Source organism: Streptomyces sp. NPDC057682 (assembly GCF_042799575.1).
Taxonomy (GTDB): domain Bacteria; phylum Actinomycetota; class Actinomycetes; order Streptomycetales; family Streptomycetaceae; genus Streptomyces.
In genome coordinates this window covers 21638-38612 of sequence record NZ_JBHVIN010000017.1, presented here as the reverse complement: position 1 = coordinate 38612, position 16975 = coordinate 21638, and the positions used below count along the sequence as shown (strand labels likewise).

The following is a 16975-nucleotide window of genomic DNA, read 5'->3' as shown; positions in this document are numbered from 1 at the left end:
AAGTTCCGGCAAGTGGAACCGGAAGTAGTCGCTCGCCTTTGGTCCAGACCTATTGACGGGCCTGGTCGCCCCTTCTACGATCCGGTCGATCCCCGCACCGCATTTCTCCAGTTCATCCGGGGCCGCGCGTCCACGCCCCACGCCCCCCCCCACGCACGCTCACGCCCACGGCACGTGGCGAGAATGGAGCACAGCATGTTCCGTCGGAGAATCCGTACGCTGTCCGAGGCGGACGACGGGCATTCCACCGCCGTCCGGACCCGGCGCGGTTCGACCGCCCTCACCCGTACGATCGCCGGGGTGAGCGCCGCCGCCGTCATCGGCGCCTGTGTCACCCTGGTCGGTTCCGGATCGGCCGGTGCCGCCGACGCCGACAACCTCGTGACCAACTCCGGCTTCGAGAGCGGCCTTTCCGGCTGGACCTGCGCCAACGGTTCCGGCGAGGTCACCAGCAGCCCGGCCCATTCCGGCTCGTCCGCGCTGAAGGCCACGCCGTCCGGCCTGGGCAATGCCCAGTGCAGCCAGACGGTCAGCGTGCAGCCCAACGCGAAGTACACGCTGAGCGCCTTCGTCCAGGGCAGCTACGTCTACCTCGGCGCCAGCGGCACCGGGGCCGCCGCCGAGCCGCAGACCTGGACGCCCAGCTCCTCGTCGTACAGCCGGCTGAGCGTGGACTTCACCACCGGCGCCAACACCACCTCGATCACGGTCTACCTGCACGGCTGGTACGGGACGCCCGCGTACCTCGCGGACGACATCTCCCTCACCGGCCCCGGTGGCAGCACGCCCCCGCCGACCACGCCGCCGCCCACCGACCCGCCGACCACGCCGCCGCCCACCGACCCGCCCACCACGCCGCCGCCCACCGACCCGCCGGGCGACGCCACCTGCGCCACGAAGCCGAAGCCGGCCGGCAAGGTGCTCCAGGGGTACTGGGAGAACTGGGACGGCGCCTCGAACGGCGTCCACCCCGGCATGGGCTGGGTCCCCATCACCGACAGCCGGATCGCCCAGCACGGCTACAACGTCATCAACGCCGCCTTCCCGGTGATCCTCTCGGACGGAACCGTCCTGTGGGAGGACGGCATGGACGCGGGTGTGAAGGTCTCCACCCCGGCCGAGATGTGTGAGGCCAAGGCGAAGGGCGCCACGCTCCTCATGTCCATCGGCGGCGCGGCCGCGGGCATCGACCTCTCGTCGAGCACGGTCGCCGACCGCTTCGTGGACACCGTCGTCCCGATCCTCAAGAAGTACAACTTCGACGGCATCGACATCGACATCGAGACGGGTCTCTCCGGCAGCGGCAACATCAACACGCTCTCCGCCTCCCAGTCCAACCTCATCCGCATCATCGACGGCGTGCTGGCCAAGATGCCCGCGGGCTTCGGCCTGACGATGGCGCCCGAGACCGCGTACGTCACCGGCGGCAGCGTCACCTACGGGTCCATCTGGGGCGCGTACCTGCCGATCATCAAGAAGTACGTCGACAACGGCCGTCTGTGGTGGCTCAACATGCAGTACTACAACGGCAGCATGTACGGCTGCTCCGGCGACTCCTACTCCGCCGGCACGGTCGAGGGCTTCGCCGCCCAGACCACCTGCCTCAACAACGGCCTCACCATCCAGGGCACCACCATCAAGGTCCCCTACGACAAGCAGGTCCCCGGCCTCCCCGCCCAGCCCGGCGCCGGCGGCGGCTACATGGCCCCCAGCCAGGTCAGCCAGGCCTGGAACACCTTCAACGGCTCCCTCAAGGGCCTCATGACGTGGTCCCTCAACTGGGACGGCTCGAAGGGCTGGTCCTTCGGCAACAACGTGAAGTCCCTGCAGAACCGCTAGGTCCGGTGCGTCCGGCCCTGCGGGGCCGGACGCGTCCGCCCGACACACCCCGTCCGGAGTCGTCCGCCGCCGCAGAGCGGCCGGGCGGCTCCGGGCGGGGTGTGTCAGGTGGACGACCGGATCCCGGGGCCGACCGGCGTGGCATGGCCGAAGCGGAACCGGTCCGAGTCCGGAACCTTTCCCTTCCCGCCGTGGAGGCCGCGGCTTTCACGTAATGGGAGGTGCCGGGACCTCGGCACGATTTACCATGCGCGAGCCGATGAGGGGGAGCTTTGGGCTGGCGCGAGGAGATCACCACGGCGGTCGACGCATGGATCGCCGTGGAAGGGGGAGCAGGCCAGCGCCCGCGGTGGCGACGGATCGGCCGCGCGGCCCGGGCCGGTGATCCGGGCCGTTACGCAGTGGATCTGCGCGGCACCGAACTCAACCCCGACCAGCTCGAAAGCCTGCGCCTCGCCGGGTCCGAGGAATCGGGTGTGGAAGCCGGCTTCGCCGTCACGGAGACCATGCAGAGCGGTTCGTCGCTGACCGTCCAGGTCGCCGAGTTCGCGGACCCGGCCGATCCCTTCCTCTGGGTGCTGCAACAGCCCCCCACCTTTCTGCTGGAATCCCTGAGGGACGGCATCGCCGGATTGGGGGAGACTCCGCTCGGCAGCTTGCTCGCCTCCGGAAGCCCCGCCGGAAATCCCGCCCGGACCGAGGCGCCGGCCGGCCTCTTCCCCGAGCAGGAGGAGGCCTACCGGGCCTGCCTGGGAACCGGCGTACGCCTTGTGTGGGGGCCGCCCGGCACCGGGAAGACGCTGGTGCTCACACTCGCCATCGGCGATCTGATCGCCGCGGGCAAGAGGGTCCTGCTCGTTTCCGCGACCAACATCGCCGTCGACAACGCCCTGAAGGGGGTCCTGAGGGGGCAGCGCCACACCGGCGGAGACATCGTCCGCGTAGGGCCGCCGCAGCTGAAGGAGATCGCCGACGACCCGCACGTGTCCCTGCCCCTCATGGTCCGGGCCCGGCTGGCCGACGTGGAGCGCCGGCGCGCCGGGGTGTCGGCGGAGCTGCTGGGGATCCGGAGCCGTGCGGAGGATCTGGCGGAGCTGGAGGCGGGCCTCGTACGGTTCGACGCGGAGGCCTACGCCCGGGCCAGGGGACTGGTGTCCGAGCCGTTCGGTGACGCGGCCTCGCGCGACGCACGGGTGAGCGAACTGAAGAAGGCCGCCCGGGAGGCCGGCCGGACCCTGGCTACCGCCGAGCAGGATCTGAACAGGGCGCTGAAGGACCGGGAGGACGCCGAGGACTCCCGCCACCTATGGAAGCAGGTCGACGCCCTGCTCGACGAGGCCGGCGGGGTGGAGGACGCCGCCACGGCAGCCGAGTCCGCCGCTCTCCAGAGCCAGGAGCGGCTGCGCGTGGCGCAGGGAGTCCTGCGCGACGTCGAGAGCCGGACAGGGATCGCCAGGCTGCGTTCACGGGCGGACCGGACCGAGGCCGGGGCCGCGGTGGGTGAGGCGGGGGTCCAGTACCGAAAGGCGCACGATCAGGCCCTCAAAGCCCGCGACATCGCGGATCGTCGCCGGGCCCGGATCGATGTCCGGATCGAGGGGATGACGCGGGCCATCCCGGTCTCCCGCGCCGGGATCGACCGCCGGGACAAGGCAGCGCGCGACGCCGCCGCCCACCACCGGACCCTGACCCGGTCGCTGGGCGGGCTGCGCGCGGCTCTCGCCGAGGCCGAGGACGAGGCCGGGCGCGCGCACCTCGCCGAGACGCTCATCGCCGACGCCGAGGAACAGGGCTGGCCGGCCCGGCACGAGAAGGCCATGGCCCTGCGTCCCGTCGTCGCCTCCGAAGCGGAGCGGCGGGAATCACTGGAGGAACGGTACAAACGGATTCAGGAGGAGTACGAGCGCCTCGCCCGCGACGCCCAGGGCGAGATCATCAAGAACGCGCGTCTCGTCGCCACGACCCTGGCCCGCTTCCGTACCAACCGGCATGTCTTCTCCGGTCACTACGACGTGGTCCTCATCGACGAGGTCGGCGCCGCCTCCCTGCCCGAGGTCCTGCTCGCCGTCGCCCACGCCGGGCAGGCGGCCGTGCTCCTGGGTGACTTCATGCAGCTGGGCGCGGTCGTCCCCCGGGCGCTGAGGGAGGACAAACGGCGCCCCGACATCCAGCGCTGGCTGGTTCCGGACGTGTTCCAGCACTGCGGCATCACCGACCCGGAGTCGGCGCGGGCACATCCCGCCTGTACGACTCTGGTGACCCAGAACCGGTTCGGCCGCGCGGTGATGGGCCTCGTGAACGGTCTGGCCTACGGCGGTGTGCTCCGCGCCGGCCCCGTCGTACCGGTCTCCAGGAGTCCCGAGGACCCGGAGATCGTCCTCATCGACACCGACGGGCTCCATGAACTCGCCCATGTCCATCTCACGGGCCCGAGCAAGGGCTGGTGGCCGGCGGGCCCGCTCATCTCCCGGGCCCTGATCGATCTGCACGGCGGGGACGGCGAGACCACCGGCGTCGTGACCCCGTACGGAGACCAGGCCGAGGCCACGCTGGAGGCCCTTCGCGACATCGAACGGGACGACGGTCCCAGCGCCGAGGTCGGCACCGTGCACCGTTTCCAGGGCCGGGAGTTCCCCATCGTCGTCTGCGACACCGTCGAGGGCGAACACAGCCGCCCGCTGTGGATGGCGAAGGCGTCGCGTGCGCCGGAGGCGAGCGACTGGATGCGCAGCGGGATTCGGCTGTTCAACGTGGCCATGACCCGTGTCCGGACTCGCGTGTACGTCATCGCGAGCGGCACGCGCATCCAGGACGTGGCACGGAAGGCGCCGGACTCCCCGTTCGGACAGCTGGACGCCCTCATCGGCTCGTCCGGAGTGCGGGTCCTTCCCGCCAAGTCCCTGATCACGCCGCCCGAACTGAACGTGCCACGAGGGGAGTTCGGCGACCGTCTGGCGGAGGTCCTGTCACGGCACGTGGAGGTCAGTGACGTCGACGACGAGACGACGTTCTACGCATCCTTCGTCGCCGCCATCCGAAGCGCGCGGACATCCCTGTGGCTGTGGACTCCCTGGGTGGCCAGGCGCGTCCGGATGATTCTCCCGGAGCTGCGCGCGGCGGTCGACCGGGGTGTGCGGGTGATCGCCTTCGTCCGTGACCCCAGCGACCATCTCCAGAAGAAGCCGGCCAACCGGTCTCTCGTCGAGGACCTGCGTGCGGTCGTCCACACGGTCGTCCCGATGCACGTCATGCACCAGAAGATCGTCGTCGTGGACGAGAAGACCGTGATGCTCGGCAGCCTCAACGCTCTGTCGCAGAGCTGGACCCGTGAGGTGATGGTCACGATGCGCGGTGCCTACTTCGCCCGCAAGATCCTCACTCACGAGCATGCCGAGATCTTCGCCCGCCCACCGAAGTGCCCCCGGTGCGGGCAGGACGACATCGAGATCAGGCGCGGTGCGAAGGAGAACTGGTGCTGGCGCTGCTACAACAGCCGGTGCCCGACGGGTGGTGGCAACAAGGCCTGGAAGAAGGACATCGAGCTCTGGCGCCGCCCGGGCAACGCACAGCGGTAGCTTGCCGCGGGCTGCGGGGGACTCCCTCCGTCAGGTGTGGCTTGCACGGGGTCGCTTCAGCAGATCCTCGACCTGCGCGATGTCCAGGAGGCGGTGTTCCTCGCGTAGGCCGTCGCCAGAAGGGACACCCTTGGGCGGTTTGCTAACACGTGGTGATATGTGCCTGACGTAGTGTCGTTGCGTTGATGCGTGCGCGACGCACGACACGTGGCGTGACGTGTGGCGTCAGGTAGAGCCGAGCGGCTGCTCGTCCATCGTCGTGACTCACCGAGGAGTGTCCGTGAAGCCTTTCCTTCGCCCGGTTCGGGTCGCCCTGGCGGCGGTGTCCGGTGCCGCGCTGTTCATGATGGTCTTTCCCGGTCCGGCTCACGCCGGGCCCGAGCGGGGGCCGGAGGTGCTGCGGGCGGGGGCGGGTTCCGCTGTTCCGTGCGGCTTCTTCCGGTACAGCGTTCGGGAGTCGCAGTTCGCCGCGTACAACCACTGCGGTACGACGACGGTGCGGCTGCACGTGGACGTTCAGGGGGGTGGGAGCGGGAACGACTACCACCTGTGCGTGAGTCCGGGGCGGACGCAGCTTCCGGGGGCGGGGCCGAACTATCTCAACGCCTACTACATCGGCGGGGCCGGGTGCCGGAGCGGGGAGCGCACCGCGCATACGCCGCACTGAGGGGGCGGGTCTCGGGTCTCGGGTCAGCCTTCGTCTCGGTTCCGGATTCCGGCGTACCGCTCGGCCACCGCGGTGAAGGCGGCCTTCGGCTCCCAGTCCAGGTCGGGGTAGGTGAGGCCCCGGCGGGTTTCGAGGAGTTTGACGATGCCGAGGGAGGCGCGGTCGAGGTCGTCGCGGGGGTCGCCGTCGGGGCGGTGGGGGTAGCCGGGGAGGGCGAAGAGGAAGACGAAGGCGCTGTCGACGCCCTCGGTGTCGAAGATGTCGAGGAGTTCGTCGAGGTAGGCGGCCTGGCCGGGTTCGTCGCGTGGGTGAGGGGCGTCGAGGCGGAGGGGGGCCTTGGTGACCGGATCGTGTTCGACCACTTCGAGTACGCGGCCGCCGCGGTCTCCGGCGCCCCGGTAGGCGGCGGTGCCGAAACCGGTGATGGCGAGCGGCTTGGGGTTCTGGGCGAGAGTGCGTACGGCGGTGCGGAAGTGGGGGGCGATCTCGGCGGATCGGATGAGTTCGTAGGTGACGATGTCGAAGGGGGTCCAGTCGACCTGTTCGAACTGGATGGCGGCGTAGGTGAGCCGGCCGTGGAAGTGCTCGCGGACGGTGGCGGCGGCCTCGTGGAGGAAGGCGTTCATGCGTACGCCCAGGTCGCGGATCGCTTCGGGGCGCCGTTCCGGGGGGTTCATCAGGTGGGCCACGCGCTCCTCGGGGGTGTCACCGGTCAGGAAGCCCCGATTCATCACACTCAGCTCGACGCCCGCGACGAAGACCACGGAGGCGCCCCTCCGGCGGAGGCGTTCCGCCCGCTGGGCGCAGTCGCGGAACAGGGTGAGGATCTGTCCGGGTTCCAGCTCCAGGGGGTAGGGGGAGAACCAGACCTCCAGGCCCAGATCGGCGGCGGCTTCGGCGGCCGTCTCCAGGCGGGCGGGGTCGCCGCCGATGATCTGGACCGCGTTGCCGTGCAGGTCGTCGCGGATGATGGCCAGCTCGCGACGGACCACGGTGGGGTCGAAGCGGTCGTGGGACGTCCGGCCGTCGACGACGAAGCCGGTGTCGTAGGTCATTCCTCGTGCGCGCATGGTGCCTTCCTGTCTGACCTGTCTGACCCGCCTGCCCTGGCTGTCCCGTGTGGGGCTGTCCGGGTGTTGTGATGATGTGAGACTCGCAGAGAATATTGCGTACGCGCAAGTTTTCACGCACGTAGGTTTTCGTGCGCGCAACTTTGCGTGCGCGCCGTGGCCTGTGGAACGCTGGACCCGTGACCACACCACCGGCGCCGCCCTCGGGGCTGCGGGAGCGGAAGAAGCAGGCCACGCGTCAGGCGCTGCGTGAGGCGGCCCTGCGGTTGGCCGAGGAGCGCGGGCCGGACGGGGTCCGTGTCGAGGACATCGCCGAGGCGGCCGGAGTCTCGCCGCGTACGTACAACAACTACTTCGCGAGCCGTGAGCAGGCGATCGTCTCGGCCGTCACCGCCGACCGGGACCTGCGTCTCGCGGCGGCGGTCGCCGCCCGGCCCGCCGGTGCGCGTCTCGCGGATGCCGTCACTCAGGCGGTGATCGAGCAGTACACGACCGCGAGTGAGCGGGAGGCGAAAGCGCTGTTGCTCGTCACCACCCAGTCCGGGTTGCGCGACGCCTTCCTCGCCGCCACCGCGGACATCGAACCGCCCCTGGCCGCTGTCCTCGCCGAGCGTCTCGACGGTTCGGACGACGCGTACACCGCCCGGGTCCTCGCCGCCGGTGTCGCCGCCGCCGTACGCATCGCGCTGGACGGCTGGCTCCGGCCGGCCGGGACAGGAGGGGCCGGGGAAGTCGCAGGGGCCGGAGAGGTCGGAGGAGTCGGGGAAGTCGGAGAGGCCGGTGATACGGGTGCTGCCACAGCCCTCGTCGGCCACGGGCTCCTCGTGCCCTCGGGTGGCCTCGCCGACCGGCTCCGTGCGGCGCTGGACCCGCTCGTTCCCGCCTTCGACGCTGCCGAGCAACGCGCACGCGGCTGAGGTGCCGCAGGATCACAGACCCACCGGATCACAGGCCCGCGCATTCTCGCGGGATCACCGACCCTCGCAGGGCCGCACGCCGTAGTGCATCCCGGTCGCGCCCCGTCATCGCGCCGGCGCCGTATAGCAGTGGACGGACACCGTCTGCCGCTCACTCCAGCGCTGTTCGACCGTGGCCATCCGCTCCCAGCCCAGCCGTTCGTACAGGGCCGCCGCCGCCGTGTCGGAGGCGACGACGTCGAGCACCGGATGGAGGCCGTGCCGCCGGGCCTCCTCCGTGGCGCGGTCGATGAGGAGGGCGCCGATCCGGTGTCCTCTGGCCCGGGGGGCGACGAACAGTCTGCTGAGTACGGCGGTCGCCTCCCGCGGCGTGCCGTTGCGCTCGCTCCACAAGGCCGGGGCCAGATCGCCTTCCCCGCCTCGCGAGAGGCTGACGTGCCCGGCGAGGCGGTCGTCGAGTCCGGCCACCCAGGAGTCGAGCAGGGGGCCGTGGGACAGCCAATCGCCGGGCCGGTCCGGCCAGTTCACCGGATAGCCGTCGCGTGTGTGGACCTCCGCGAGGATGTGTACGCACTCCTCGACATCGGCGGCGGTCCTCCGGCGGACCCAGCGGTCCGGCCCTTCATCCTTCACCTCGGAGTTCTCGGTGTTCACCCGGGCATGGAAGCACGGGCCCCGGTGTCGCGACCAGCCGCTTTCGACCCGGGGGTGCGTCGTCCGGGCTCAGGGACCCGTGCACGCCTCCGCGATGGACACGCTGTTCTCGTACAGGTGGAGGCGGGTGATCCGGCCGTCCTCGACGGTGAGGCGGAGGGCGAAGGGGCCCTCGAAGGACTTGCCCGTCGCCCGTACGGTCCCCGCGAGGTGTCCCATCAGGACGGCGTCGTTGCCGTCGACCAGGAAGGTGTCGACGGAGGCGCGGGCGTCCTCGGGGACCGTGTGGGCGGCCAACTCCTCGAACTGGGCGGCGCATTCGGGGCCGGTGGAGCGCGGCCGGATCCAGGGGACGGCCGGGTTCTCGGCGAGCAGCCAGTCGACCTCGTCGGCGAAGAGGGCGACGAGCCGGGCGGTGTCGGCGTCGGCTCGGGCGCCGAGGAACTCCTCGACGGTGCGGCGCGTGTTCTCGGCGGCGGTCGGGGTGCCGGGGGTGGGGGAGTCGGTCGTCATGAGGGCTCCTCGGGGCGGGGCGGTGTGCTGGACGGGGTGTACGTGCACCACGGTGCCCGCAGGGGAGGATGCCGTCGATTACCCGTGGGGTAACGGGGGTTGGGGGGAGGGGGCGAGCGGCGACACGCCTGCTGGACACGACTGGGAAGCGCCGGGGCCCGGCCCGTACGCTGATTCATCCTGACGGGGGAGGGGACCAGCGTGGAATCGATCATCATCGTGCCGCCCGGGAACGCGGGGCCGCAGGATCAGCTCAGGATCGCGCCGGGGGAGCGGATCGTCTTCGGCAGGGAGGTGCCGGAGAGCCATCTCGTCCTCGCGCACGAGGGGGTGTCCCGGTCGGCCGGGGAGATCGCCGCCCAGGGCACGTTCTGGACCATCAGCAACCACAGCCCGGAACAGACCTACGTCGTGGAGAACCCGGAGGGGGCGGGGGAGCACGTCAAGATCGCGCCGGGGCGTCTCGACGCGCCCGTCCCCTTCGAGTTCTCCCGGGTCGTGCTGCCGGCCGCGGGCGATCTGCTCAGCTTCGACGTCTGGGCGCCGCGGCACGTCCACGGCGTGCGACGGGGCGCTCCCGGGGCCGCCGTCACCGCACCCGCGTTCAGTCTCGACCGGACGACGCGCTACTTCGCCGTTCTGGCGGCCCTGTGCGAACCGCGACTGCGATCGGTCCCCCACGCGCCGCTGCCGACGATCGACCAGATGGTGCAACGGCTCCGGCCGTGCTGGCCCGCGGTCAGCCGGTCGTCCGTGGCGTGGAACATCGACTACCTCGCCGTCAAGCTGGGGATGCGCCGCGAGGCCGACACGGCGGACGAGAAGCAGCGCGCACACGGCAAGAAGGAGTCCCTCGCCTCCCTGGCCCTCCGTTTCGACCTGGTGCGCGAGGACGATCTGGTCGTGCTCGCCCCCGCTGGCAGCCGGGTGGGGAGATGACCGCGGGGACGCAGGTCGTTCCCGTCCCGGCGGGATACCGGGTCGGGGACTGGGAAGTACGCGAACCGCTCGGCTCCGGCGCGTTCGCCACGGTCTACGCGGCCCGCAGAAGGCCCGCCCCCGGCTCGCGGACAGCCCCCGGTTCCCAGAAGCCCGCCCCCGGCTCCCGGACCGGGGCGGGGTCCGAACCGCTTCCCGCCCGTGCCGCGTTGAAGTTCCTGCCCACCGGAACGCCCCGCCGGCTGCGCTACCTCCGGGAGCTGGCCGAGCAGGAGATCGCCCTGCTCAGCCGGTTGCGCACGCCCCGGCTGGTGCGGCTGTACGAGGTCCTGACCGTCGACGACCCCGAGCGGCCCGAGCTCGACGGGGTCACGGTGCTGGTCCTGGAGCAGGCGATGTTCTCGCTCGACGATCTGCTGAGCCGTACGACCGTGCCGCCGTCGGGGCCGGCGATCATGGCGCACGTCTGCGAGGGACTGCACCAGCTCCACCACGCCGGCTGGGTGCACGGCGATCTGAAGGCCGCCAACATCCTGCTCATGGAGGACGGTTCCGCCCGGCTCGCCGACTTCAACATGGCGGCCGAGATGGAGGGCACCCACGCGTACACGCACGCCTTCTTCACCCCGGACTCCACACCGCCCGAACTGCTCTGGCCGGAGACGCACGAACGGGGTGTCCGCGTGCGGCCCACCACGGACGTGTGGGCGTTCGGCGTCCTCGCGCACCTCGTCCTGACCGGTGTCCACCCCCTGCCCGGCAACTCGCCGGAAGCCCGCTCCGAAGCGGCCGTGCGCTACGCACGCGGTCACGAGGAACTGCGGCTCTCGCCCGAACTCCCCGACGGCTGGCGCGAGATCATCACCGACTGTCTGGGGCGTACGCACAAGGAACGGGCACGGCACAGCACGGCGTCCCTGCTGCCCCGCGTGGAGCGGGCGGCGGGTGTCACCGCCTCGGACCGGTTGCCGAGGCTGCGCCCCCGGTTCTGGCGCCGCCATCCGGTGCTCGCCTCGGCCGCCGCCCTCGTCCTCGCGACGATCATGGGGCTGCCGATCGGCGTCCACGTCTACATCAACCAGGACGACGAGGGGGTGCCGGTGTTCAGAGCGCTCGGCCCCGACGCCCCGGTCCCCACCGACGCGACCGGCAAGATCGTCTACGGATACGACCGCTGCCCCACGGACTCCGTCTGCTTCTTCAGCGAGCGGTTCGGACACGGGGAGATGTGCAGCTGGAAGGGGAACGACGACGACTGGCTTTCGGGCGACGAGGCGTGCGCCTGGGCCCTCGACCACCCTGTCCGGTCCGGCTACAACAATCTCTCCCAGGACCGGAAACTCCGGGACGTGGAATTCTTCCGGGGCAAGGATTTCTCGCCCGCCGGGAAAGACCGGCGCCGAATGGCGCAGCGCACCGGGTGCAATGCCGTCAACAGCATGGCGAATCTCTCGGGAACCTATGCGCCGCGTTCCCACCGGCTGGTCGACAGCTGCTCGTCGAGGTCCGTCGTGTGGACCATTCTGTCCATTTTCTCCTGACGTTCCCCGGCTCGCCCCGCACCCCTTCCGCCGCCCAGACTGGAACCATGAGTCAGGCACCGCACCTCAATGAGCTGGGGGAATTCCTCAAGGCGCGCCGGGCCGAGCTGAGCCCGGGGGCGGTGGGGCTGCCCGACCGTGACGGACCGCGTCGCGCGGGCGGACTGCGGCGGAAGGAGGTCGCCCGGCTCGCGGCGATCTCCACCGACTACTACACCCGGATGGAGCAGGGGCGGATACCGGCCTCCGGGCCGGTGCTCGCGGCGGTCGCCGACGTGCTGCGGCTGGACGAGGAACAGCGCCGCCATCTCTTCCGCCTGGCGGGCAAGGACACCGTCCGGCCGCGCCGCCGGGCCCGGGACACGGTGCGGCCGCCCCTGCGGAGAATTCTCGCCGATCTTCTCTTCTCCCCGGCCGTCGTCCTGGGGAGGCGTATGGATGTCCTGGCCTGGAACGCGCTGGCCGCGGCACTCGTCACGGATTTCGGGGCCGTTCCGGAAAAGCGGCGCAATTACGTGCGCCTGCTCTTCACCGATCCCGCCCTGCGCACACTCCACGCCGACTGGCCGGGGGCGGCCCGTGCCGCCGTCGCGCAGCTGCGGACGGCGGCCGTGACGCATCCGGACGACCGCCGGCTCGCCGCCCTCGTGGGTGAACTGTCCGTCCGGGACGCCGACTTCAGGCAGTGGTGGGCGGACGGGCACCTCGTGGCACCCGCTGGGGGCGCCGTGGTCCTCCGGCATCCGGTGGCGGGCGAACTCGCCCTGGACCAGGAGGTCCTCACCGCCGTCGGCGACCCGGCGCAGCGCCTTGTCGTCTGGACCGCCGAGGCCGGTACGCCCGCGTACGACGGGCTGCGCATCCTGGCGTCCTGGACCGCCGACCGGCCGTCCCCGGGCGACGGCCCAGGACGGGCGTGAGCCGGGCTCACGCCGTGAGCAGCACCTCGCACGAGCAGTGCCGGAACTCCAGGCCGAGTTCATGGTCCACCGCCGAACTCGACCGCGTCGCCGCGTCGGAGACCTTCTCCCAGGAGCCGTACTTCAGATAGAGCTGGTCGGCCGTCGGGCCGAGCGGGTTGCCGTACTTTTTTTCGTTGCGGGCCTCCAGCTCGGCGACCTGTTCCGGGGTCATGCCCGCGCGGACGATGTCCTTGGCGTCGTTGCGCATCCGGACCAGGGCGCGGGCGATGTCCTCCTCCGGGCGGCCCTCGGCGCGCATCGCGCACTCGGTGCGCTCCATGTCCTCCAGGAGCTGGTGGTAGCGCATCCGCTGTTCGCGGGCGACCTCGCGCTCCTCGGGGGTCTCGCGCCGGATCTGGCACACGACCGGTTCGGGGCTGGTGCACGGGCCGTCGTCCGGCGCGGCCTGGGAGAGCGGGGCGACGACGACCGAGCCGCAGCCGGCGGGCGCGGCGCACGCGCGGGAGGGCTGCGCGGCGGTGGCGGGGGAGATCTGGAGGGGGAGCAGGACGGCTTGGGCGGCCAGCAGCGTGGGAAGGGCGCGGCGGGCCAGCGAGCGCAGGCTGTGGGATGACATGCGCCTCATCGTTGGGCAGGCCGTCGCGGGGCCGAAGCACGCGAGGCCGTGGAGGCCGCGCAGGGGCCCGGACTCCACTCCGCCGAGTGAACGAGAGTGGTGAAGGGGATACCCAGGGGGGTATTTGACCGGCGTCGGCCCGTCTGGTTACGGTGTCGGGGACATACCCCAGTGGGTATATGGCTCACGGCGGTGCCGGTGCCGGCCGCGGGTCGGTGTGCGCCCGTCGGTCGTTTCGGAGGTTTCGGTGTTCTTCGCCCAGTACTACCTGGACTGCCTGTCCCAGGCGTCGTACATGATCGCCGACGAGGTCAGTGGTCAGGCCGTCGTCGTGGACCCCCGGCGTGACGTCAGCGAATACCTGGCGGACGCGGAGGCCCACGGGTTCACCGTCGTCGGTGTGATCAACACGCACTTCCACGCGGACTTCGTCGCCGGGCACCTGGAGATGGCCGCCCGGACCGGCGCCTGGATCGGCTACGGCCGCCGCGCCGAGACCGAGTACCCGGTGCGCCACCTCGCCGACGGCGAGGTGATCCGGCTGGGCGACGTGAGCCTGGAGATCATGGAGACCCCGGGCCACACGCCCGAGTCGGTCAGCGTGCTCGTCCGCGGCGACGCCGATGACGAGGTCCCGTACGGCGTGCTCACCGGCGACGCGCTCTTCATCGGTGACGTCGGCCGCCCGGATCTGCTCGCCTCCTCGGGCGTCACGGCGCAGGAGCTCGGCTCGATGCTGTACGACAGCGTGCAGGGCCGGCTCATGGGCCTCCCCGACGAGGTGCGCGTCTTCCCCGCCCATGGCGCGGGCTCTGCCTGCGGCAAGAACCTCTCGTCCGAGAAGCAGTCGACGATCGGGCAGCAGCGGGCCACCAACTACGCCTGCGCGCCGATGAGCCGCGAGGACTTCGTCGCCCTCGTCACCGCCGGCCAGTCCGCCGCCCCCGGCTACTTCGCCTACGACGCCGACCTCAACCGGCGGGAGCGGCCGCTGCACGACCCGGCGTCCGCGCCGCGCCCCCTCGGGGCCGAGGAGTTCCTGGCCCGCCGGGCCGAGGGCGCCGTCGTCGTGGACGCGCGCGATCCGCAGGAGTTCGGCGCCGGCCATCTGCGCGGCGCGGTCAACGTGCCGGCGGACGGCCGGTTCGCCGAGCAGGCCGGTACGGTGCTCGCCCCGACCGACCGGCTCCTCGTGGTCGCCCCGCAGAACCGCGAGGAGGAGATCGTCACGCGCCTGGCCCGCATCGGCTTCGACCGCGTCGGCGGCTACCTCCGCTCCCCGGACGACGCCCTGGCCGCGGCCGGGGACGAGGTCGCTCCCGCGAGCCGGCTCACCGCGGCGCAGCTCCGCGAGGCGCTGGACGGCGAGGCGGCGCCGCTGGTCGTCGATGTGCGCGGCTGTGGTGAGCGCAGCGAGAACGGCACCATCGACGCCGCCCTGCACATCCCGCTCGGGGAGCTTCCCTCCCGGATGGCCGAGATCGACCGGGACCGTCCGGTCGTCGTGCACTGCGCCGGCGGCCACCGCTCCTCCATCGCCGCCAGCCTGCTGCGCCACCACGGCTTCGCGGACGTCTCCGACGTCCTGGGCGGCTACGGCGCCTGGGCCGCGACGGCGGCACCGGCCGCGGCCTGACCGCCCCCGATCGCGGCCGCCCCGGGCTTCCGGGCCCCGGCCGCCCCGGCCGGAAGGGGTGCCGTCGCCGGGGCGGTGCGTCGTCAGGCGTACGCGTCCCGGAGGGCGGCGAGGGCCGTGTCCAGACGGCGCGTGGCCTCCTCGGCCACGGGCACCATCGCGGCGAGCCCGGTCAGCGTCACCATCGTGCCCGGGTCGACGGCCTGGACGACGACGCGGTCGCCGTCGGCGCGCACCACGACATTGCAGGGGAGCAGCAGCCCGATGGAGCGGTCCGCGTCCAGGGCGCGCTTCGCCAGGGGCGGATTGCAGGCGCCGAGGATCAGATACGGCTCCATGTCGTGGTCGAGCTTGGCCTTCAGCGTGGCACGGACGTCGATCTCGGTCAGGATCCCGAAGCCCTGATCGGCCAGGGCCCGCCGCACGTCCTGCTCCACCCGCTCGAACGGCGCCGTCAGCGTCACGGTGCGGTCGTATGCCATGTTCTCCCACCTCGTTCTCCCGTACGGCCGGGGATCCGGCCCGTGCTCCCGCGCGGCCGGAGCTCCGGCGCGTCCTCGGCCCGGTCCGGTGGCGGGGGTGTGGCGGTCACCACAGCGCGAAATATACCCCCGGGGGTACGAGTGTTAAGGTGATTGACATACCCCGGGGGGTAATTTTCACGCGAAAGGCAGTATCCGTGTTCTTCGTCGAGACCATCGAGATCCAGGGCCTGGGCAATCGCAGCTACCTCGCCGGCGGGACGTCCACGGCGGTGGCCGTGGACCCGCCCCGGGACATCGACCAGGTGATCGCCGCCGCCGCCCGGCGCGGTGTGCGGATCTCCCATGTGGTGGAGACCCATGTGCACAACGACTACGTGACCGGCGGTCTGGAGCTGGCGCGGATCACCGGGGCCGCCTATCTCGTGCCGGCAGGTGCGCGCGTCCCGTACGCCCGGGTCGCCGTCGCCGACGGCGACACCGTCGACATCGACGGCGCGCTGTCCCTGACCGCCGTGGCCACCCCCGGACACACCCCGCACCACACCGCGTACGTGCTCGCCGAGGCCGGCCGGCCGGTCGCCGCGTTCACCGGGGGCTCGCTGCTCATCGGTACGGTGGGCCGCCCCGACCTGGTCGAGCCGAGGCTGACCGAGGAACTGGCCCGCGCCCAGCACGCCTCGGCCCACCGGCTCGCCGACGCGCTGCCCGACGACACCTCCGTCCTGCCCACCCACGGCTTCGGGAGCTTCTGCTCCTCGGCGCAGGCCGACGGCGACGCCACGACCATCGGCAGGGAGAAGACCGCCAACACGGCCCTCACCGCCGATGTCGACACCTTCGTCGCGGACCTGCTCGCGGGTCTGGAGGACGTGCCCGCGTACTACGCGCACATGGCACCGGCCAACGCCGCCGGTCCGGCCCCCGTCGACCTGACCCCGCCCGCCCCGGCCGACCCGGACGGCATAGCCGCCCGGCTCGCGGCGGGGGAGTGGGTGGTGGACCTGCGCCACCGGATCGCCTTCGCGGACGGGCACGTCGCCGGTTCGTTCAACTTCGAGGCGGACGGCAAGCTCGCCACGTACCTGGCCTGGATGATCCCGTGGGGCCGCCCGGTCACCCTGCTCGCCGAGTCGGCGGAGCAGTTGGCCGCCGCCCAGCGGGAGCTGGTCCGGGTCGGCATCGACCGTCCGGCCGCCGCGGCGACCGGCGGCCCGGCCGACTGGCTGCGCGACGGCGAGCGCCCCGCGTCCTTCCGCCGCGCCACCTTCGCCGACCTGGCCGCGCAGGACCGTGACGGCATCGTCGTCCTCGATGTGCGCCGCGACTCCGAGCGCGCCGGGGGCCGGGTGGACGGTTCCGTCCACATCCCCGTACACGAGGTGCACCGGCGTCTCGCCGAGGTGCCCGCGGGCACGGTCTGGGTGCACTGCGCGGGCGGCATGCGTGCAGCCATCGCCGCTTCCGTGCTCGACGCGGCCGGCCGCGAGGTCGTCGCCGTGGACGACTCCTTCGACGCCGCAGAGGGCGCCGGACTGCCGGTCGTCACCGGCTGAACCCCCCCTGGACCGGACCCGTCCGTCCGTCCCGCTCCCCGGAGCGA

The 16975-nt window shown here is 71.8% G+C and carries 13 protein-coding genes and 2 pseudogenes; 10 read left to right on the top strand and 5 right to left on the bottom strand.

Annotation, left to right across the window (positions count from 1 at the left end; translation table 11 throughout):
* Positions 1 to 183: 183 nt before the first annotated feature.
* The 4 genes and pseudogenes from ACFVDM_RS28365 to ACFVDM_RS28350 all read left to right on the top strand — a co-directional run.
* A pseudogene (locus tag ACFVDM_RS28365) lies at positions 184 to 714 on the top strand (carbohydrate binding domain-containing protein); the annotation flags it as partial.
* A 168-nt stretch (positions 715 to 882) separates the two neighbouring features.
* Positions 883 to 1839 (top strand): annotated as a pseudogene (locus ACFVDM_RS28360) (chitinase); the annotation flags it as partial.
* 272 nt (positions 1840 to 2111) lie between these two features.
* Positions 2112 to 5414, top strand: a complete 3303-nt coding sequence (locus ACFVDM_RS28355) for an AAA domain-containing protein (RefSeq protein ID WP_383646246.1) — start codon at positions 2112 to 2114, stop codon at positions 5412 to 5414.
* Positions 5415 to 5694: 280 nt separating this feature from the next.
* Positions 5695 to 6081, top strand: coding sequence for a DUF6355 family natural product biosynthesis protein (locus tag ACFVDM_RS28350; protein ID WP_383646243.1), 387 nt, complete (start codon positions 5695 to 5697; stop codon positions 6079 to 6081).
* Between the two features lie 23 nt (positions 6082 to 6104).
* Here the strand turns inward: ACFVDM_RS28350 and ACFVDM_RS28345 are convergent, their stop codons facing one another.
* Complete coding sequence (locus ACFVDM_RS28345) at positions 6105 to 7151, bottom strand: hypothetical protein (RefSeq protein WP_383646241.1); 1047 nt, start codon at positions 7149 to 7151, stop codon at positions 6105 to 6107.
* A gap of 179 nt (positions 7152 to 7330) precedes the next feature.
* Between ACFVDM_RS28345 and ACFVDM_RS28340 the strand changes: the two genes are divergently transcribed.
* A complete protein-coding gene (locus tag ACFVDM_RS28340; protein ID WP_383646238.1) occupies positions 7331 to 8068 on the top strand; it encodes a TetR/AcrR family transcriptional regulator in 738 nt (245 codons plus the stop codon).
* Positions 8069 to 8173: 105 nt separating this feature from the next.
* On the opposite strand, the gene ACFVDM_RS28335 is transcribed toward ACFVDM_RS28340, so the two are convergent.
* Together ACFVDM_RS28335 and ACFVDM_RS28330 are read right to left on the bottom strand one after the other, a co-directional pair.
* Positions 8174 to 8722 (bottom strand): GNAT family N-acetyltransferase, encoded by a 549-nt coding sequence (locus tag ACFVDM_RS28335; protein ID WP_383646235.1) that lies wholly within the window; start codon positions 8720 to 8722, stop codon positions 8174 to 8176.
* A gap of 69 nt (positions 8723 to 8791) precedes the next feature.
* Positions 8792 to 9235 (bottom strand): nuclear transport factor 2 family protein, encoded by a 444-nt coding sequence (locus ACFVDM_RS28330; RefSeq protein ID WP_383646231.1) that lies wholly within the window; start codon positions 9233 to 9235, stop codon positions 8792 to 8794.
* Between the two features lie 201 nt (positions 9236 to 9436).
* Between ACFVDM_RS28330 and ACFVDM_RS28325 the strand changes: the two genes are divergently transcribed.
* Genes ACFVDM_RS28325 through ACFVDM_RS28315 form a run of 3 tightly spaced genes read left to right on the top strand, consistent with a single transcriptional unit; the run spans position 9437 to position 12635 of the window.
* Positions 9437 to 10174, top strand: coding sequence for an FHA domain-containing protein (locus ACFVDM_RS28325; protein ID WP_383646227.1), 738 nt, complete (start codon positions 9437 to 9439; stop codon positions 10172 to 10174).
* Positions 10171 to 11715 carry a protein kinase gene (locus tag ACFVDM_RS28320; protein WP_383646224.1) on the top strand — a complete coding sequence of 515 codons (1545 nt, stop codon included), beginning with the start codon at positions 10171 to 10173 and terminating at the stop codon, positions 11713 to 11715. Before ACFVDM_RS28325 ends, ACFVDM_RS28320 begins: the two co-directional genes overlap by 4 nt.
* A gap of 47 nt (positions 11716 to 11762) precedes the next feature.
* Complete coding sequence (locus tag ACFVDM_RS28315; protein ID WP_383646222.1) at positions 11763 to 12635, top strand: helix-turn-helix domain-containing protein; 873 nt, start codon at positions 11763 to 11765, stop codon at positions 12633 to 12635.
* A 7-nt stretch (positions 12636 to 12642) separates the two neighbouring features.
* Here the strand turns inward: ACFVDM_RS28315 and ACFVDM_RS28310 are convergent, their stop codons facing one another.
* Positions 12643 to 13254, bottom strand: coding sequence for a hypothetical protein (locus tag ACFVDM_RS28310; RefSeq protein WP_383646219.1), 612 nt, complete (start codon positions 13252 to 13254; stop codon positions 12643 to 12645).
* A gap of 247 nt (positions 13255 to 13501) precedes the next feature.
* Between ACFVDM_RS28310 and ACFVDM_RS28305 the strand changes: the two genes are divergently transcribed.
* Positions 13502 to 14890 carry a rhodanese-like domain-containing protein gene (locus ACFVDM_RS28305; RefSeq protein ID WP_383646216.1) on the top strand — a complete coding sequence of 463 codons (1389 nt, stop codon included), beginning with the start codon at positions 13502 to 13504 and terminating at the stop codon, positions 14888 to 14890.
* 83 nt (positions 14891 to 14973) lie between these two features.
* Here the strand turns inward: ACFVDM_RS28305 and ACFVDM_RS28300 are convergent, their stop codons facing one another.
* On the bottom strand, positions 14974 to 15372 hold the full coding sequence (locus ACFVDM_RS28300; protein WP_383646213.1) for a DUF302 domain-containing protein: 399 nt from the start codon (positions 15370 to 15372) through the stop codon (positions 14974 to 14976).
* 197 nt (positions 15373 to 15569) lie between these two features.
* Here ACFVDM_RS28300 and ACFVDM_RS28295 point away from each other — a divergent pair, with 197 nt between their 5' ends.
* The gene (locus tag ACFVDM_RS28295; protein WP_383646210.1) at positions 15570 to 16928 is read left to right on the top strand and encodes a rhodanese-like domain-containing protein; all 1359 of its coding nucleotides are present in this window, start codon (positions 15570 to 15572) and stop codon (positions 16926 to 16928) included.
* Positions 16929 to 16975: the final 47 nt, after the last annotated feature.